Origin of the sequence: Micavibrio aeruginosavorus ARL-13 (assembly GCF_000226315.1) — a bacterium.
Lineage (GTDB): Bacteria > Pseudomonadota > Alphaproteobacteria > Micavibrionales > Micavibrionaceae > Micavibrio > Micavibrio aeruginosavorus_B.
The window spans coordinates 1,637,268-1,653,853 of the sequence record NC_016026.1; the positions used below are offsets into that span (position 1 = coordinate 1,637,268).

Sequence of the window (16,586 nt, forward strand, 5' to 3'; positions counted from 1 at the left end):
CCGTCTGGGAGGTTTTTTATTATCCAAAAAGAGCTTTGTTTTTCACGGTGTCGGCAAGAGTGTGCTCATTCAATGCCGCGACAAACGCTCGGTTTGCATCGTGCAGATAATGTTTCAACTGACACGCCCCGATGATTTTGCATGTATTGGTTTTGCGATCGAAACATTCCACCAAATTCATATTAGGCTCCAGCGCCAGCACAATATCCCCCAAGCGCAATTCCGCCGTTCCCTCGGCCAGGCGGATCCCACCGCCCCGCCCTTTCGCCGATACGATGTATCCGGCTTGCGATAAATGGTGAACCACCTTCACCAGATGATTCCGGGATATGCCGTAATGGTTGGCAATGTCCTTCACACTGCACATTTCCCCCGTGCGCGCCGCCAGAAACATCAATGTTCTCAAGCCATAATCTGTGAAAACGGTCAGCTGCATACAATCCTCATATCGTGCTTGACCTTTGTAGCATATTTTATAATATATATCCAAAATACATATTATAAGGATACCATCATGCTCGACCAAAAAACCATCGATATTGTTAAATCCACGGCCCCCGTACTGGACCAACATGGCGAAACGCTGACCCGGCATTTTTACCAGCGCATGTTCACACACAATCCGGAAGTGGCTCCCTTCTTCAACCCCGCTCACCAAAAATCCGGCAGCCAGCAACGTGCCCTCGCCGCCGCCATTTGCGCTTACGCCGCGAATATCGACAATCTTGAGGTTTTAGGGAATGCCGTTGAACTGATTGCACAGAAACACGCATCCCTGCACATCAAGCCGGAACATTATCCGATTGTTGGGGAAAACCTGCTCGCGTCCATCCGCGAAGTTCTAGGCGACGCCGCCACCGACGACATTATCAATGCCTGGGCCAATGCCTATGGTTTTCTGGCGAATATCCTGATCAACCGTGAGGCCCAGATTTACAAGGATAATGCCACCATGCCCGGTGGATGGGATGGTTTCAAAACATTCCACGTCATGCGCAAGGAACGTGAAAGCAGCATCATTACATCACTGTACCTGACGCCGCAGGATGGATTGGCACTGCCCGCATTCAAGGCCGGGCAATATATCACCATCCGCATGCCGACCCCGAACGGGTCCACAACCATGCGGAATTACAGCCTGTCCGACAAACCGGGGAATGATTATTTCCGCATCAGCGTAAAACGCGAAACACCGCCGGAAGCCAACACCCCCGCGGGCTATGTATCCAACATGTTGCATGACAGCGTGAATGTTGGCGACACGGTTGAACTGTCTGCTCCGTGCGGTGAATTCTTCTTCGATCCATCAGAACACCATGCCCGCCCATTGGTTCTGTTGGCCGCAGGCATAGGCATCACCCCGTTGATGAGCATCCTTTTAACCGCCTTGGATACGCATAAAGACCGCGACATCTTCCTGATCCACGGGTGCCTGGATACCGATGTTCAGCCATTCAAATCCACATTGGACAAGTTGGCACAAACCCATTCCAATCTGCACATCCATTACCGCTACAGTGACATGAAACCCGCAGACATTCAAAACGCCGCGCATTCCAGCACCGGATTTGTGGACGCAGCATTGATTGAATCGATCATCCCGGGACGCGATGCGGATTATTATTTCTGTGGTCCGAAAATATTCATGGTGAATATTTATCACCAGCTGCTGGACTGGGGCATTCCAGCATCACAGGTCCATTTCGAATTCTTTGGCCCGCGTCAGGAGCTGGATAAGAAAGCCGCCTGATCCACCCCAAACCGTAAAAGCAAAAAACCTCCCGCAAGGGAGGTTTTTTTGTGGAATGGTGCCCCAGGTCGGACTCGAACCAACACACCTTTCGGTACCGCATTTTGAGTGCGGCGCGTCTACCAATTCCACCACTGGGGCACTGGCGGGGACTATAGGCAAAAATTATCCGCGGATCAATAGGATAAATTCAATAAAAATCAGGGGGTTGGCGTTTTTATTTGCCAATCCCGACCCAATCGGTGCCGTTGCAATACTGCATCACGCTGTGCGTGGTGTTGTAAACCATCGTGCCTCGGTCCCCCGCCGGATTGGAGCATCCGGCTCCACCGGGTGCCACTGTTGGCCCCATGGAAATCCAGTCCGACCCATTACAATATTGCATGACGCCGCTGGTGGAATTGAAAGCAATTGCGCCCTCGGCCCGGAACGGGTTTGTGCAAACCCCACCTTCCGGATTGTCGTACAAAGCCGCCACTTCATCCGCGGCCAAAACGCGGCCATACATGCGGACGTCATCCAACAAACCGTTAAACGTTCGCGCCGTTCCGTTGTCGTTGCCGATGTTAATGTTGGCCGTTTCCGCAACCACCGCCCCTGTCGGCGTTGTGGATTCAGTCACCCCAACAGGGGAGCCATTCACGTAGAGAGCGGGATCATTCCCAAGCGCGCCGTAATCATAAGTGACCACAACATGCGTCCAGGTGTTCAGCGGGATGACGGCCGAACTAGACCCCCAAACACCATTGCTGCCATTCCATCGCGATGCCTCAAACACCAGATGGCCCGGATTCAGCACATAAAAAATAAATGATTCCTGCGCCCCGGTCCGTTTATCAATAATCCGTCCACGATTACCCTCGCCCCAGCCACGCGGGTAAATCCATGCGGAGACGCTCAGCGTGTTGATGTCGTTAAATACCGGGTGGGTGTAGACAATCACGGTATCGTTCACGCCATCAAAATCCAGCGCACCATTGACGCGCCCGCCCGTGGGTTGCCATGTCGGGCCACCGCCCAATGTCCCGATATTCGCGTTCGGGGAACTGTCTGTCGCGATTAACCCGCTGGATTCATCAAATTTCCACCGTCCCAGCAGGCTGGCATGGGCCGTCGCCGTTCCGGACTGCAACACCTCTTCCACCTCGGCCGGGGACAAAGCGCGGTTGTAAATGCGCGTATCATCCATCGCCCCCAGCAAAGTTCCCGCACCGGCCAGCTGGCTGCGCCCCAGCCAGAGCGCGGCGTTATTCTGTACCGGCGTAAACGGCCCGGCCCCATACCCGGCGGTCACACCGTTAACGTACATAATTAATTCCTTGCCCACATTATCCCATGTGCATGCCAGGTGATACCAGACCCCCAGCGATGGTCCCACGGTCTGTTCAATCTGCCGCCACGTCGTGCCATCATGAAAGCCACAGGCCAGAACATAGTTCGACCCGTTATAATAAAGGTAAAAACGGTAATTCGCCTGCCCTGCCGTCCCCTTTTCAAAGAAGTAATTGGCAGCCACGGGCCCATCAAATCGGACCCATGTCGTCAGGGTGAATGATTCCAGATCCAGTGTAGAATGATCGGGAATGGCCAGATAATCATTATTCCCATCAAACAACAAAGCACCACCGCGAATCCCGGAGATCCAGGCTGATGTCGTGTTCATGTTGGTCAGGGTGGCATTATGCAGGCCCAGCATATCGGCGGCAATCGCACTGCCCGTGCCATCATCCATCCGCCACCGCGCCACCAGTCCATCCGTTGGACCGTTATTGCCACCGGGGGCGATGGTGGCCCCCATGGAAATCCAGTTTGTATCGTCGCAATATTGCATCGTGCCATAGGTGGTGTTGTAAACGATCTGCCCTTCTTCCCCGACAGGGTTGGCGCAGGCGGCAAGCGCCGATCGCGGCATAAAGACAACAGACAGCAGCAACAGGACCGCCGCGACGAACGCCCATTTTTGATTAGCCTGTTTCTCTGCGATAATCCTTTTCACCAAATCGTGCCCCTATTCCGGCCCCATTGAAACCCACGTATCGCCTTCGCAGAATTGCATGACGCCGTGCGTAGCATTATAGGTCATATCCCCTGCGGACCCCGTCGGGTTACTGCACCCGCCGCCGCCATTACCATTCGGCCCCATGGGAACCCAGTTCGTTCCATTGCAATATTGCATGACATGATGGGTCGTATTGTAAATAATATCACCCTGATCCGCCGCCGGGCTTGTGCAGGACCCCGCCGAAGGATTAACTTTGCGCACACAACGCGCTGTGTTGATTTCATCTTTCACCGGGTCGCCGGTCACACCATCGGGCATGTTTTGACGCCAGGCGGTAAACTGCCCGCTCTCAGTCGATGACCACAAGCGACGTTGCGCCCCGGCGGCACCGGCGTTCAATTCAAACCCGCCAATCGCCACACGATTGGTGTGCAAAACGGCCAGCTCATCCAACGCGGGCAGGTACCAGTCACTCCGCCCTGATGCCGACAAATTACCGCAATACTGCGCGGCCTGGTGCGGCTGCGTGCCACCTGTGATGCTGTCTGCGTCTGTGATCAACAACGACGCCGTGTTTGCAGAACCGCTGGTGGTGCTGCTGGCACCGCCGACCGTGTCACCGCTGGCGTTCGCATTGTTGAATGCAAATGTGGATCGCGTTCCGGTACAGCTTGCCCCGTTCCACGTCATTCCCGCATCACAATGCGTCGTATACATTGGGAAGTTACCGTCCGGTGACAGGCCTGCATAGACCGTCCCGTCAGAACATTCCTGCCCAATTGTTGTACACCCATCCGGCGCGCCGCCTGATCCACCACCGGTGCTCAAAACAACCAGGGAACCAGCCAGCGTGGCGGTCACATAAATATAATTCCCGTTTACAATCACATCATGCGCGCCATTCAAATACGTTGCGTTTTGTACCGTATAGGCAATTGATGGATCGCCCTTATCGGTTACATCGACAATTGCCAGTGAATCGTTGTCATAGGACGTCGCAAAAACATAATCGTCGACAAAAAATACATCCCGAGAATTGTTAAACCACGTTGTATCCTCCAACGTACCGACAACCCACGAGTTGGTGGGGTTTGAAATGTAAATGACGCCCAAGCGGTCTCTTTCGCTCGCTACCGCATATGCGTACTGACCCGACACATCAATGGACAGAAGTCCATAATAGTACGTTGGATCTGGACCCAGAACGTGGGTCACCGTCGGAGAGGCTGGCGTTGTCAGATCAACAATACCAAACGCACCGGCGTACGTTACAACGTAACCATAATTGCCGGAGATTTTAATCGCCGTTGTTTCGTCCAAATTCGCATTAAAAGCCGTGCCGGCGATTGTTGGGGGCGTTGTTGCCACATTCACAGCGGTCACACCCGTGTTCGCGGTCCGCAATGTGGTATAGGCATAAGACCCCAGAACATCCACACCTGTGGCACCATCCAGCGTGGTGGCGTTCGTTTGCGATGTCGCCACGACCGGATTGTCGGGATCAACGACATTGACCTTGTATAAAGTATCGTTGGGGTTGCCCGTCACGTATACAAAATCATTGTTCGGCGCCACAACGCGTGTCGCCCCGGTTACGGCAACACTGCCGCGTATGACGGGGTTTGCGGGGGAACTGATATCAAAGATGGTCAGTGTGTCTGCCGTTTCATCAATGATGTACAGGAAATTACCATACCGTGCCATGCTTGTCGGCGCAGCGACGCCGGAAACAGCATTCAGGATCGTCGGTTGGCCAATCGTCGTCGACGTCGATTCCGATCCCACGCCAATTGCAACCCAGTCCGTATTGTTGCAATATTGCATGACCTTGTAATTATCATTGAACAGCATATCACCAGCGTTCCCCGCCGGGCTGACACACGCGGCCCACGCCGGACTGGACATGACCACCGCACCGGCCAGCCCCAAAGCCGCCGAGAGTAAAAAGGATGAAAGTTGCCCTGCCCTGCGCTGTTTAAACGCGGTCACCTTTCTAAAATTCCCTGCTGCCCCATGTAGTGTTAACACGTGCAAACACCTTTCGACTTTCTACTGCCCAATGGCAATCCAGCCCGTGCCGTTACAATATTGCATCACATTAGAACTGGAATTATACACAATATCACCCGAATTTCCTGCCGGATTTAAACAAGTCCCCGCCGGATTACATTGACGCGTAGAAACACCCAAAGCATAAAGCTGCCCGATCTCAACAGCGCTGAGAGCGCGGCCATAAAACCTGAGATCATCTAACGACCCATCAAAAGATGGTGACGCGGCGGATTCTTTACCCAAACGCAGGCTAACCGCATCAGCACCGTAGGAGTTTGCATTGACTGTCGCAGTTCCTGCGCTGGCACCATCTATATAAAAAGTAACATTTGTGCCAGAGCGGGTAACTGCAACATGGTGCCAATCTGTATCTGTAATTGTCTGTGCAGACACGACTGCCGACGGGGTTGTCTTATCTGAATACAAACTCAATTTATTATTATCTGAAACACCGCAACTTCCTTGAGAGGCATTACAAATTTCAAACGTCAACGGATAAGCACCCGACGAGCTTGTCTTGGCCAACAGAGGATCATATTTATCATTGGTCTGATCACGTTTGACCCACATAGCAATCGTAATATCAACTAAATTGTCGAAATTCGGATGATGGCTGATAATTGCATAATCATCCACCCCATCAGGCTGTAACGCCGTACCAATTTTTCCAGAAACAGAATTCGTAGCCCCGGAAAATCCATTCAACATCGTCGCATTGTGGCCATTACCAGAACTATCCGCCGCCACGGTCCCGCTGGTTTCATCGTATTTCCAGTGACCAATCATATTTGTAGAGGCTGGTTCAGAGGCCCCCTTTGGCCCAATGGCCCGCCACACGTTTCCGGCACATCCCTGAAAAACACAAGAATCTTGGTTGTAAATAAGAGCACCCTCATCACCTGTGGGGTTTGCGCATCCGCCAGATCCGGACCCCGCCCCCTGGTTCATCTTCTTCCAGTCTGATCCATCGCAATATTGGAAGAATTTTTGTGAAGAACTGTAAACAATCTCCCCCGCGTTTCCGGCCGGTGTAGCACACGCGGCATACGCGGCAGAATGCGCAAGAACCATCATCGTGGCAAAGCATGTGAAAGCATACGAAACATGGGGAAGAAGGCGTAGAACTGTCATCACTATCGCCCCTTAGCTTATTTTTCGACGGCGTCTGGATACCAGATGTATTATTCCTCCCATACCCCCCATCAAAATCATTCCCGCAATCAGGCCAACGCCCATCTGGGCCTTGCCAATCCCATAACCGGTATGCGCCTTCATCCCGTTCATGTCGGCGCGCAGATCATCGATGGAGGACAGCATGGCGACCTGTTCCGTTTTCAGCGAAGCCAGCTCCGCCTTCAGATTATCATTCTCGGCCTTCAGCGTTTTGGTCGCCTCGATCAGCGGCGCGACAAATCCGGTGTAGTTCACCGATTTCGTACCCATTTCATCACTGGCCGTGCGGACCAGTTCAGGGAATACTTTTTCAACTTCCTGCGCCATCACACCCAGTTCCAGTTGGCCAGAAACATCATCGCGCATACGGAAGCTATAAGTATCGATTTGATCCAAGCGCGCCAGAACGTCCTGTGCATCCAGTTGCTGGATATCGGTTTTCAAACGAATATCGGACGTATCGGTCAGCACCCCGGTGTAGGTGATGTCGCCCTGGGCATGCAAGGCAACACCCGTGCTGAGGTTCGTGAAGTAACCACCATAACCGGTCGCGCTGCTGGATGATCCATACACACCATATGTGGCCCCCGATGCACCGGATGCCGTTCCGCGAACACCCGTGGCCGCAGCCGTCGTGCTGGTCGTGCTGCCCCAGACAGCAACACCGGCACCCGTGTTTGCAACACCGCCAATGCCAGTACCACCCGATGCCGTGTTGTTACCGTACATGCCGAAACCAGATGCGCTGGCCGCAGTACCCCAAACGCCGGCTGTAGAGCCGCTCGTTGCCGAGTTTGCCCCCAGAACACCGGCACCGGCCGTGCTGGAACTGGTGCCATGAACGCCATAAACCGCACCAGATGTACCTGTTGAGTTCCCTCTAACGCCTGTGGCCCCAGCCGTTGTGCTGCTTGTGATACCCAAGACGCCAATACCCGCGCCAGCGTTTGCGACACCACCAACGCCAATACCCGCCGAAGCCGCGTTAGTCCCATACACACCAAAACCTGACGCGCTAGCCGCAGAGCCATATACACCTGATGTAGTTCCGCTGACTGCCGTGTTATCACCAAAAACACCAACACCCGACGTGCTGCTGGTCGTGCCGCGAACACCAACTCCACCGGCGCCATTTGCAACACCAGTTACACCATAGCCTGATGCCGCCGTACTCGTACCATAAACGCCGGAACCTGCCGCACTGTTAACACCATAAACACCGTAACCCGCCGCGCTGGCCGCTTCACCATAAACGCCGGATGCTGTACCGCTGGTGCCCCATGAACGGCCATAAATAGCCTTGGCCGCACCGGTGGTGTTGATCGAAGAATAAATATTCGTTCCCGTGGCCGTCCCGTTTGTCGAAGACACTGACAGCATTGTACCCGATGTCATCGACGTCGATGCCATGGCCAACGCGGTCTCGGTGGTCAGCGTGTTCCAGTTCCACGTTTGTGCAAAGTTCAGGTTGTTAATCGTATTGGTCGCCGTCGCCGCGGTCAGGCCACTGATCGCGCCACCGCCACCACCGCCACATGCCGCGTTTTCCCAGTTCGTTCCGTCATAGACCAGACATTCACCGTTCGCCGGGCTGGCCAACGCAACGTCACCCAGATTGGCGATGGTCATTTCATTCGGCGCGTTCCCGGCCTGACCCGTGATGTTGATGCGATCGGATACGTTAATCTTGCCGGTCACGCCCAGCGTGGTGGTCGCGTTATTCCATGTAAAGCCGGCAACACCATGCAATTCACCATTCGAATTAAACTGAACATGCGTGTTGGCTCCACCCGGCGTGGCACCAGCAGATCCCGGAACCCATTCAGAACCGTCATAGACCAGCGCATCACCATTGGCCACGCCCGTTGTATCAACATCGGACAAGCCGTTCAGGCCCATATAGGTCGGCAGGTTCCCGGCCACGCCGCCCATAGCAATTTTTTCACCGACGCTGACCACGCCACTGATGCTCAGGATCGTGTTGCCCTGATCCCATGTGAAATCGGCCGTGCCACCCAAGGCACCATTGGAATTAAACTGAACATAGGTATCAGCCCCACCCGGAGTCGCACCACCACCGCCGCCCGCCGCGGAAACCCAGTTTGTTCCATCATAGGTCAGCACATCACCATTCGTCGGCGACGCAACGGATACGTTATCAAGATCACCCAGAACCATGCCCGTCGGAGCCGGGGCGCCAGAAACAGAATTGATCAGAGTGTTTGTAAATTCCAACCCAGTTGCCCCGGCATTGACCTTTACAAACATGCCTGCCGCACCGGTATAATCCGCTGGCGTATCACTCAAAGATACGAATGAGCCACCGCCGCCGCAAGCCGCAGCCGTCCATTGCGCGCCGTCATAGGCCAGACATTCGCCGTTGGCCACGCCGGATACATCAACATCGGACAAATCGGCCAGGGCAATATATGTCGGTGCGTTACCCGCCGTTCCACCCAGAACCAGACGGTCGCTGATGCTGACTACGCCGTTCACATCCAGTGTTGTGGTGCCTTCATTCCATGTGAAGTTCGAAGACCCGTCCAGCGTACCATTCGAATTGAATTGAACGTTGGTATCAACACCGCCCGGCGTTACGCTGCCGCCGATCGCTTCCCAATCATTGGCCGCCACGGCGCACATTTCAAATGTGTCGGTGTTGGACATGTAACGGATGGAACCCTCGCGATCCGCATCGCAAGCCTCTCCGCTGTAGGCGATCTTGATTGTTCCCTCAACTTCAAACGCGGTATCGGCGGACAGGTTGGAGGCCGGAACACGCGGATCAATCACCATTTTACCGCCGAACAAGCCCATGGTGTTGCTATCGGCCAATTCAACGGCCTCTTGCGCATTCATAAAGATACCCAGTGATTCATTCCCAGTCACTTTCGGGAAGACCGTAAGGAAGTTATTCGCATTGTCCGCAGTCACAAGACCGATGGCCATTGTCCCTTCACCCACCAATGGGTTTTGGCTTCCCTGCTCAGGGTCAGAGCCAACAAACAATCCATCACCGGCAACGGCCGCAAGTCCCATGGCAATGCCGTATCGGCCGGTGGCAATGGTTCCTTCGCCCATTGTGGTCGAGGCTTCGCCCGTGGCCATTGAAAACGTGCCCATGGCGGTACTGGCATAACCAACCGCCTTCGTTTGATGCCCCAGGGCCGTGCTATTCTCACCGCCTGCAAAAGATGCACTACCGCTAGCAAGACTGCGATTACCCACAGCCCGAGACGTGCTCCCCAATGCCGTTGCCGCGAAGCCGCTCGCTTCGGTATCGGCCCCGAAAGCCATGGATGAACCACCACTGGCAATTGAATTTTCACCAACGGCGAAGGCCTGGTCACCCGTTGCCTGGGTAAAGTTACCCATGGCCACAGAACGTTGGCCGCTGGCCGTTGTATCCTGCCCCATGGCCACGCTCGCCCAGCCACGGTTCGCGGAATCCCAGAACACATCGTCACCAACAAATCCGGCCCGGAATGCGGCATTATCCTTGTCGAAGAACATCCGGGCGTTGTCATCCGTTGTGCCGGAATCATCATCCATTTCAGATGACCCGATGATCAGGCTGCCCGCAGACGTGTAAACAAAATTTGCATCGGCGGCGAAGCTGTTACCACTGTTAAACTGGATCTGACGATCTGCACCGGCGGCGTTCGGCGCGCTGGATGTACAAGTGCTATTGATCCAGTTTGTGCCGTTATAAACCAAGCATTCGCCGTTCGCCGAACCGGCCAGAACAACGTCGCCCAGATCATCCAGATTTTCGACAAAGTTGCTGACCGGCGGATCGCCCGCGACCTGTTCAATATTGCCACCGATTTCTTCCCATCCACTGGCCGTGGCAGCGCAAACTTCGAAGGTGTCGGTGTTGCTCATATAACGGATGGAGCCTTCGCGCGATGCGTCACAGGCTTCGTTGCTGTAGGAAATTTTGATTGTGCCTTCGACTTCGAAGGTTGTATCCGCCGTCAGGTTCGTCGCCGGAACACGCGGGTCGATCACCATTTTGCCGCCAAGCAAACTCATCTGGTTATTGGCAGAAATGTCCAGGTAATCCTGGTTACCCATGAAAATGCCGAAAGATGAATCCCCCGTTACCTTTGGCCAATCATTAGCAGCCAAGCCAAGGCCAAGCGCCATGGAATAATTCCCTGCGGCTCCAGCGGTTCCGTTCCCCGCCATGGCTCGCGTACCCAAAGCAACACTGTTGGTGCCGGTCGCCAATGTCTGCTGCCCAATCGCAATAGCGTTCGTTCCGCTTGCGTAGGCCCGATCTATGGCCGCAAAACTTCCGTTCCCGATCGCGTCCGTGTCCTCGCCAATCGCGACACTATCTTCACCGCTCGCCTCTGCTTGATTCCCAAGCGCAAAGGATGTTTCACCACTAGCAATTGCCGATGCACCCATAGCAAAAGAGCTCACCCCTGTTGCTTGTGTGAACGATCCCAGGGCCACGCTCATATCTCCGGACGCCAGCGTGCCCACGCCGGTTGCGACGCTGCCATTTCCAACATACGCATCATCCCAAGTCATAAGTATGGGGGCACCAACGCGGAAAGCAGATTTCGCCTTGTTAAAGAACATTCGTGAATCATCATCCGCACCAGCGGCATCATCCATCTGGCTGGAACCCACAATGAAGTCCCCAGCTGATGTGTAAACAAAATGCGCGTCCGCCGCCAAGTTTCCATTGGAGTTAAACTGAACCTGACGATCCGAACCGGCGGCACCGATCGAACCAGAGCCGACCGTACCAACAACCCAGTTTGTGCCATCAAATATAATGGCATTGCCATCCACAGCACCCGTTGTATCCACATCGGTCAGATCACCCAGACGCATCAATTGCGGAGCGCTGCCGACCTGTCCCGCGATGTTGACGCGGTCAGTGATATTTACGCGGCCCGTAACGTTCAACGCGCTGGAGCCTTCCGTCCAGGTAAAGCCCGGTGAGCCGGCCAGTTTCCCGCCGCTGTTAAACTGCACTTCCGTATCGGCCCCACCGGCACCGGATACGTCGGCGATGTCGATACAATTCAAGCCATCTTCATCGCAATATTCCGTCGCGCCGACCGCGCCGTTGACATCAAGGCGCAGGCCCGCATCCGCCGCCAGATCACCCAGAACGATGTTTCCATCCGACTGCAGAATCATGGCATTCAAGTCCATCGATGCGCCATCGGATACACCAAACTGAATCGATCCGGCCGTCCCTGTGCGCGGGAACTGAATCATCGATACCAGATCAGAATTATTCCACGCCCCGATCGCGCCAACGGCGGATCCATCGGTCACATTACCCTGCAGGTTAATGCCAACAGCACCCGAAGCCATCCCTGTGGAGACAGAGAGTTCACGCGCGGCGCTCATCAAATTCGGCGTTGTCGTACCCACACCGACATTACCATCGGGCAGAACGACCAGACCGACAGACACGCAGTCCTGCACGTCGCCTTCACCGTCGAAATCGCCCGCGACATAACCGGCCGGGCAAACGGCCGTATCATATAATGTATCGCCCGTTTGCAGACGCCCCGTCGGCGATGCAACGCCCAGACCCATGCGGGCCGTGGTGCGATCCCACGTGAAATTCGCATCCGCGCCCAAGGTACCGCCGCTGTTGTAAACAACTTGCGTATCCGCACCCGGTGCACCACCAACGCTACCGCTGTTGGAAATGGGCGACCATATGCCGCCGGAGTTTTTCATCTCGATGACGCCGTTATTGTCACGGATACCGTAACCGCCCGCCCCTTTGGTCGTGGAGCCAATCGTGCCCCAGTTGATGTAGGAATTTGCGGCCAGGCCGAAATCATCTTCAGTATAAATACCCCAGCCATTGGCCGTGTTCATGAAATAACCGGCATACGCATCGGCGCTGTTGGCTTGCGCATAGATACCGTAGTTTGTTCCCGTCGCCCCCGCCGCGTTCACATAGGCGCCATAACCGCCGGACGTGCTTTGACTGGTGAAACGACCACCCATCGACATGCCACCGCCATTGGCCGTACCATAAATGCCCACACCAGCAACGGCGCTACTGACGAAATCACCTGCCGTGCCGGCTGTGGACAGAGAATAAACACCTGCACCAACCGTATTGGCGTGCGTCACTTCCAAACCGTAACTTGTACTTCCCGTCGCTTCCGCCAAAATCGCGGAAGACCCAGACGAACCATTTGCACGTGCATGGATCGCACTTCCGTCGGACGAGGTGTTGTTGGCAACAACGCTCAGCACATTACCCGACGTCACAGACGTGGACCCCAGGCGCAGACCATTGCCGGTGGTCAGGGTGTCCCAGTTCCAGGTTTGTGTATAGTTGGCATTATCGATGGTATTTATCGCCGACGCTTCTTGCAGAGAGCTAATGCGCGGTGAACCAATACCACCGCCGCCGCCACCGGACGCGCCGATCGCGTACCAATTCCCATCGGACGAACAATATTCCAGCGCATCACCCGCGCTGGTGTATTTAATAGAACCCGACGTTCCCGCACCGCATCCATTCGCCGTATCACCGATACGGATTGCGCCGGAAACTTCCAGCTCCATGTTCGGGTTTGTTGTACCAATGCCAACTTCGCCCGAGGACAAGATCGTCAACGCTGGCGCACCGCCAACATTCAACGACAATCCTGCACCTTGATCATACAGACCAGTATCAGCATCGATGCGGAACGATTCACCCAGAACGTAGCCAGAAAATTCACCGTTCCCAACAACATCCAAGGCCTGCCCCGGTGACGGTTCACCGATACCGACATTACCAGATGAATCGACGACGAGGCGTTGCAAGCCGTTGGTAGAAATGGCCAGATCACCAACCCCAGAGCCAAAAATACCCGTATCCGCATCACCATCGAAAGAATAAGCAGGAGCCCCAGCATTCCCCTCATCAGCGTAGAAACTTTCGCTCGCACGAATATCGCCGGCGACATCAAGCTCCTCAGACGGCGACATACCAATACCGACAAGGCCGGCACTATCGATCACTAAGCGAGTTGTATTCGATGTCCCGAGAAGGAGATCCGACCCACTGGTGCTGTAAAAAACGTTAGGAGCGACCTCATAGCGATCCGCATTCACAGTACCGCCTTCGACATCAAGCTTGTATCCAGCACCTGGTGCCCCCCCCTATACCAAGGCGACCGCCAGAAATATCACCAAAAATGAAATTGCTGATGCGCAATTCATTGCTCGTGCCCGCAGCGAGAGCATCAGAATTGCCTATGATGATGTTGTTCGAACCCGTCGTAACGCCACCCCCAGCACCCGAGCCTATCATTACGTTGTTGTTACCAGTTGTAATATTGTAACCGGCCGAGTTACCCAACAACGTATTGTGATCGCCCGACACAATAGCTTCGCCCGAGCCCAAGCCCAACGCTACGTTACTGATTGCCTGCGCAGGGTCTACGTTCAAGTTGGCGTCTTCAGAACCAAGAAACAAGTTACGGCTAGCGCCATGACTATATCCATCAGTCAGCCCGTCGATATTGCCACCCACGCCACCAGAGCCACCGATATCAACCCATTTGTCGCCATCCGGGTCCAGAATGACGTCGGCCGACGGGTCGCAAATCTGCAACAGCTGGCCGCCACCCGATGTGTCGATGCGCAACACGCCCGTGTTGGCAACGTTACACACACCGGATGTTGCCTGCGTCGGCAGTTTCATCAAACCACCCGCGCTCAGGTCAAGGAAGCCACTGTCAAATTTCGCACCACCCTGGAAGCTGGTTTCGCTCAGGAAGCTTGCGGCTTTGCTCAATTCGATTTCTTTGTCGATAGTGGCAACGTCGGGGTTGCCCTGCTTCAGCGTCCACAGACCATCGGACAAGCCACGCGCATCGTCATAAGTGAAGGTGTGAACAATATCATCACCCGCCTGCGTCACATGGTCGTTATTCGCAGTATAAGTTTCGCAAGCCGTTTGGAATGCGCGGTCGGGACCCGCGGAAATAATGGCCAGCACGACAGAGCTGTTGGCGGCTGCATCCACAGTCGGCCCATCAATCAGACCGGCGGCGCAAGATCCCGTACCAATATCTTTCATGTCCCAAACGCAATATCCGTACTCCGTCCCCCATGGGTCGGTTTTGGTTGCGCCGATAACACCGGGGATCAAACCACCGTTGGTGGGAATGGGCTCGCTGCCCGATGGGCCACGCGGCACCAACGGCTCAATATAACCATCACCATCGCAATCGCCACCCGCCGCCTGTTGCGCGGCCTCCATAATCGCCAGCTTCGCCGCCAGCTGCATTTGCGTGTCGGCTTTGGCTTTCTGGTTTACGGTGACAACGGTGGAAAGAGGACCGCGCATCAAGGCGGTGGATGCAGCGCCAACAACACCAATGAGCGCGACCGCCCCGAACAGGGCGGCGAAAATATTACCGCGCTCGCTTCTGCGCTGTGACGTCAAACGGAAGTCCCCCGCTAGGTCCCTAGTATTACGCTCAATATTATTCTCGGGCCGGTGTTCGGTCATATGCAGCTCCCCGATATTCTGGGGGCGCAGTCACATACAATCGTTTTCATACCCCAGGCCCATAATCCTTTAACCGACTGACTTAAAAATTCTTTTTTGTTTTTATGGTGCCGGGGCAAATTGCAAATACACTGGCTTAGGTTAGATTCTCCCAGAAAATCATTACCAAAACCATAATTCTGCGCCCGGTTCCCTGCGATCCAACGATTTGAAAAAAATACGTTTTCGCGCCCGTCTGCCCAAGTCAGGGGCAGATGGGAATTGCATCGCATTCTGAGTGATATGGCGCGGGGTAACCCCATGGAAATACAACACTTAGGATAGGGTGAAGAACGCAGAAACTATAGATAACAAACCGGGGACGAACGCCCCCGGTGAAAACGGGTACACACACCCGTCTATCTTACGGATTTTAAAGCGCGAATCAAGCCAACGCCCGCACCAGAGGGTGAATTTCAGCCCCGCCCGGCCACAGGGCCCTGATTACGAAAAACCTCCGGCGCCACGGCCTGCACCTGCAGGGCAATGCCACCCGCCCGGTCGGTCAGCAAATGATGCTCACGCAAAGCGCTGGCAAATTGCTGGCCCAGCCGCTTGTCGGCAAACATATTGGCCGGGCTGACCACCAGCGCCGCATCTCCCCCACTCACGATTTTACGGAGCGGTTCGACAAAATCCGGGTGGTTGGCCGCAAAAGATTGCACATTCTGGGCCGTCGCATTGAAAATCGAGGGCATAAACGGACGCCCATTTGCATTCTTCATAAAGCCAGGATGATAATCTTTCTGAAATCCGTGCGCGGCATAATCCGACAACACCTTCATCACCGACGCATCGCGGGGCAAACCTGTATCCTGCAGGGCTTTATCCAACGCCTGCAACCGATCCGCCGGAAGCGTTTCACCACTGCGGTCACGCCAGCTTTTGGCCAGTTTATTGAGATCGTCAAAAGCCTGTGGATGATGGCGACGCAACGTATCCAGTTGGTCACGCATGGCGGTGTAGCCCTGCTCGGTCAGAAACCCACCATCTACATCCACATTCAACGCCACAAGGCGGGATCCGCCACGTTTGTAATCGGTCATAACAATCTCTTCCTTGCGGGT

The 16,586-nt window shown here is 54.8% G+C and carries 8 protein-coding genes and 1 tRNA gene; 1 reads left to right on the plus strand and 8 read right to left on the minus strand.

The genetic code is table 11. From position 1 onward, the window contains the following. Positions 1-19: 19 nt before the first annotated feature. The gene (locus tag MICA_RS07745; protein WP_014103176.1) at positions 20-436 is read right to left on the minus strand and encodes an Rrf2 family transcriptional regulator; all 417 of its coding nucleotides are present in this window, start codon (positions 434-436) and stop codon (positions 20-22) included. A gap of 78 nt (positions 437-514) precedes the next feature. Between MICA_RS07745 and hmpA the strand changes: the two genes are divergently transcribed. Next, positions 515-1,750 carry an NO-inducible flavohemoprotein gene (gene hmpA / locus MICA_RS07750; protein ID WP_014103177.1) on the plus strand — a complete coding sequence of 412 codons (1,236 nt, stop codon included), beginning with the start codon at positions 515-517 and terminating at the stop codon, positions 1,748-1,750. Positions 1,751-1,806: 56 nt separating this feature from the next. On the opposite strand, the gene MICA_RS07755 is transcribed toward hmpA, so the two are convergent. The 7 genes from MICA_RS07755 to MICA_RS07795 all read right to left on the minus strand — a co-directional run bounded on the left by MICA_RS07755 (position 1,807) and on the right by MICA_RS07795 (position 16,565). Further along, a tRNA-Leu gene (locus MICA_RS07755) sits at positions 1,807-1,891 on the minus strand. A gap of 76 nt (positions 1,892-1,967) precedes the next feature. Continuing rightward, on the minus strand, positions 1,968-3,746 hold the full coding sequence (locus MICA_RS07760; RefSeq protein WP_014103178.1) for a LamG domain-containing protein: 1,779 nt from the start codon (positions 3,744-3,746) through the stop codon (positions 1,968-1,970). A gap of 12 nt (positions 3,747-3,758) precedes the next feature. Then, positions 3,759-5,741 (minus strand): Lcl domain-containing protein, encoded by a 1,983-nt coding sequence (locus MICA_RS07765; RefSeq protein ID WP_014103179.1) that lies wholly within the window; start codon positions 5,739-5,741, stop codon positions 3,759-3,761. Positions 5,742-5,801: 60 nt separating this feature from the next. Then, entirely contained in the window at positions 5,802-6,935 is a 1,134-nt protein-coding gene (locus MICA_RS07770; RefSeq protein WP_014103180.1) for a LamG domain-containing protein, read from the minus strand. A gap of 12 nt (positions 6,936-6,947) precedes the next feature. Next, complete coding sequence (locus MICA_RS07775) at positions 6,948-13,982, minus strand: tail fiber domain-containing protein (protein WP_014103181.1); 7,035 nt, start codon at positions 13,980-13,982, stop codon at positions 6,948-6,950. 109 nt (positions 13,983-14,091) lie between these two features. Further along, entirely contained in the window at positions 14,092-15,480 is a 1,389-nt protein-coding gene (locus tag MICA_RS11900) for a hypothetical protein (protein WP_148260451.1), read from the minus strand. Positions 15,481-15,935: 455 nt separating this feature from the next. After that, positions 15,936-16,565 (minus strand): hypothetical protein, encoded by a 630-nt coding sequence (locus tag MICA_RS07795; RefSeq protein WP_014103183.1) that lies wholly within the window; start codon positions 16,563-16,565, stop codon positions 15,936-15,938. Positions 16,566-16,586: the final 21 nt, after the last annotated feature.

What these genes read in the sequence shown, in the direction of transcription:
- MICA_RS11900 (WP_148260451.1), bottom strand. Translation starts at nt 15,480, where the DNA reads ATGACCGAACACCGGCCCGAGAATAATATTGAGCGTAATACTAGGGAC.
- MICA_RS07770 (WP_014103180.1), bottom strand. Translation starts at nt 6,935, where the DNA reads ATGACAGTTCTACGCCTTCTTCCCCATGTTTCGTATGCTTTCACATGC.
- MICA_RS07745 (WP_014103176.1), bottom strand. Translation starts at nt 436, where the DNA reads ATGCAGCTGACCGTTTTCACAGATTATGGCTTGAGAACATTGATGTTT.
- MICA_RS07795 (WP_014103183.1), bottom strand. Translation starts at nt 16,565, where the DNA reads ATGACCGATTACAAACGTGGCGGATCCCGCCTTGTGGCGTTGAATGTG.
- hmpA (WP_014103177.1), top strand. Translation starts at nt 515, where the DNA reads ATGCTCGACCAAAAAACCATCGATATTGTTAAATCCACGGCCCCCGTA.